This window comes from Polynucleobacter sp. 35-46-11, from assembly GCF_002281105.1.
Map to the genome: position 1 here is coordinate 1 of NZ_NCFJ01000319.1, position 2,976 is coordinate 2,976.

General features: G+C 46.5%; 3 protein-coding genes and 1 pseudogene. All 4 read right to left on the minus strand.

Going from position 1 to position 2,976, the window contains the following annotated elements; genetic code table 11:
- Positions 1-309 (minus strand): annotated as a pseudogene (locus tag B7Y67_RS14210) (5-(carboxyamino)imidazole ribonucleotide synthase); the annotation flags it as partial.
- Positions 310-312: 3 nt separating this feature from the next.
- The gene (purE, locus tag B7Y67_RS14215) at positions 313-807 is read right to left on the minus strand and encodes a 5-(carboxyamino)imidazole ribonucleotide mutase (protein ID WP_215301991.1); all 495 of its coding nucleotides are present in this window, start codon (positions 805-807) and stop codon (positions 313-315) included.
- Positions 808-888: 81 nt separating this feature from the next.
- The gene (locus tag B7Y67_RS14220; protein ID WP_293599207.1) at positions 889-1,785 is read right to left on the minus strand and encodes a phosphoribosylaminoimidazolesuccinocarboxamide synthase; all 897 of its coding nucleotides are present in this window, start codon (positions 1,783-1,785) and stop codon (positions 889-891) included.
- Positions 1,786-1,792: 7 nt separating this feature from the next.
- Positions 1,793-2,857: a class II fructose-bisphosphate aldolase gene (gene fba / locus B7Y67_RS14225; protein ID WP_215301995.1), complete on the minus strand. Its 1,065-nt coding sequence runs from the start codon at positions 2,855-2,857 to the stop codon at positions 1,793-1,795.
- Positions 2,858-2,976 lie beyond the last annotated feature (119 nt).

Consider the following 2,976-nt stretch of genomic DNA (forward strand, 5'->3'; position numbering starts at 1 on the left):
ACTACTGCGAGGTGCCACAAAGACGCCTAAAGATTCGAGTTCGTCTAAAGCTTGTGCAGGAACATTCTCAAATTCCGTACTAACGGATTTACACAATGCTGCCATTTCTTTTAGCGCGGCAGAGTCGGTGTAATCGGCTTGAATGAATTTCTCTGCAATGGAACCTGCAGGGCTATCAGATCCAGGATCGAGCACGCAGACCTTAAATCCCATAGCTTGAGCAGCTTGGGTAAACATCCGCCCCAATTGACCGCCACCTAAAATCCCTAAATACGAGCCCGGCAAAATGGGCTCCAAACGATCTGCCATCTTTTAATATCCCGGCAAATTCATAGCGCGCGCAGTATCTGACTGCTTCACACGGAACTCTTCTAACTGTTTTGCTAAAGCAGCATCATTAACCGCCAAATTTGCAATCACATGCAAAGCTGCATTTGCGGCACCAGCCTCACCAATCGCAAATGTTGCCACTGGAATGCCCTTAGGCATTTGTACGATGGAATACAGAGAGTCTTCACCGCGAAGATATTTGCTAGCAACTGGAACACCATAAATTGGAACAATGGTTTTGGATGCCAACATGCCTGGCAAATGTGCAGCACCACCAGCACCAGCAATGATTGCCTTGAGACCGTTTTTGGAAGCATTTTCTGCATACGCAAACATATCGTCTGGCATGCGATGAGCTGAAACTACTTTGGCTTCATGAGCAATACCAAATTGCTCCAGCATTTGAGCGGCATGTTGCATGGTGTCCCAATCTGAATTGGATCCCATGACTATTCCGACTACTGGCTTTTTGCTCATTGACCTCTCCAAATGCCCTGATTTATATCGTTAATCTTTCTAAGGGCTTATTATCCCAGCCTTTTTACGGCATCTAGGAAATTAGCCTTTAGTTAAGCGAGCAAGGGCCTCACGGTACTTTTCAGCTGTTTTATCAATCACATCAGCCGGCAAAGCAGGCGCAGGGGCCGTTTTTGGCCAGGGCTTGCCGTCGACCATGGCTGTTTCTAGCCAGTCCCGAACGAATTGCTTGTCATAAGAGGGTGGATTTGCGCCCACATAGTAGGTTTCAGCAGGCCAAAAACGTGAAGAGTCGGCGGTGAGGATTTCATCCATCAAGACCAACTGACCAGCGTCATCTAAACCAAACTCAAACTTGGTATCTGCAATGATGATTCCACGAGTTGCAGCATATTCAGAAGCTTCTTTATATAAACGAATGCTGACCTCACGAATCTGATTGGCTAATTTCTCGCCAATCATCTCAATCACCTTATCAAAGGAAATGTTTTCATCATGCTCACCCACTTCAGCTTTAGCGGCGGGAGTAAAAATAGGCTCAGGTAACTTCTGCGCATTTTCCAAGCCTTCAGGCAATGCAATGCCGCAGACCTTGCCAGTTTCTTTGTAGTCTTTCCAGCCGCTACCCGCTAGGTAGCCACGCACCACTGCTTCAACCAAAATTGGCTTCAAGCGTTTAGCAACCACCGCACGACCTTTAACTTGATCCACTTCATCTGCTGGCACAACACTCTCAGGATCAATACCGGTCAAATGATTGGGAATGACCTTAGCCAGCTTCTCAAACCAAAAGTTGGCCATTTGATTGAGCACAATGCCCTTCTCAGGAATAGGCTGACCCATGACTACATCAAAAGCAGACAAGCGATCCGTGGTGATCATGAGCAGTTTGTCATCCCCCAGCGCATAGACATCACGTACTTTTCCTTTAGAAAGTAGAGGTAATGACTGAATAGAGGTGGCGTACAAAGCGGGCATATTTATCTCACTTCACGATCTGGGCTAATTTGCCACTCTTGTAAAGCTCTGCCATTTTTTCCAGAGGAATTGGCTTAATTTTGGATGCTTGGCCTGAGCTGCCGAAAGCGTTAAAGCGTGCAATGCACACTTTCTTCGCTGCTTCACGTGCGGGCTTGAGGTAATCACGTGGGTCAAACTTACTTGGGTTCTCAAACATATAACGGCGGATCGCACCGGTCATTGCCAAACGAATATCGGTATCAATATTAATTTTGCGAACACCATTCTTGATGCCCTCTTGAATTTCTTCAACAGGTACACCATAAGTTTCTTTCATATCGCCACCGAATTCACGGATCTCAGCAAGCAACTCTTGTGGAACACTCGATGAACCATGCATCACTAAATGCGTATTCGGAATACGTGTATGAATTTCTTTAATACGCTCGATAGCCAAGATGTCGCCTGTAGGCTTCTTCGTAAATTTATAAGCACCATGACTAGTGCCAATCGCAATCGCCAAGGCATCGCACTGCGTAGCCTTTACAAAATCTGCAGCTTGCTCAACGTCCGTCAGCAACTGCTCACGCGTCATCTTGCCGTCAGCACCATGACCATCTTCTTTATCGCCTTGCATAGTCTCCAAAGAGCCCAGAACACCCAACTCCGCCTCAACAGTAACCCCAATCGAGTGAGAGAACTTCACCACTTCTCTAGAAACATCGACGTTGTATTCATAACTGGCAACTGTCTTGCCATCGGCCTCTAGCGAGCCATCCATCATCACACTAGTAAAGCCGCTCTTAATCGCAGCCATACACACTGCTGGACTTTGACCATGATCTTGATGCATGACGACTGGAATATGTGGGTAAGCCTCTACCGCAGCAGAAATCAAGTGACGCAAGAATGATTCACCGGCATATTTACGAGCACCAGCAGAAGCTTGCATGATGACTGGGGAATCAGCTTCATTAGCCGCCTCCATAATTGCCGTAACTTGCTCTAAATTGTTCACGTTAAATGCTGGCAAGCCATAGCCATTTTCAGCAGCGTGATCCAAGAGTTGTCGTAAAGATACTAAAGCCATGATGGTCTCTTAATTAAAAATGTTAGTAATGGCTATTCACCAGCAAAGTACGGCATCTTGACTGAGCTACTCCCTCCAGAAAAACTCGTTGCCGCCAATGGCTGGATTGAAGGGCTAAC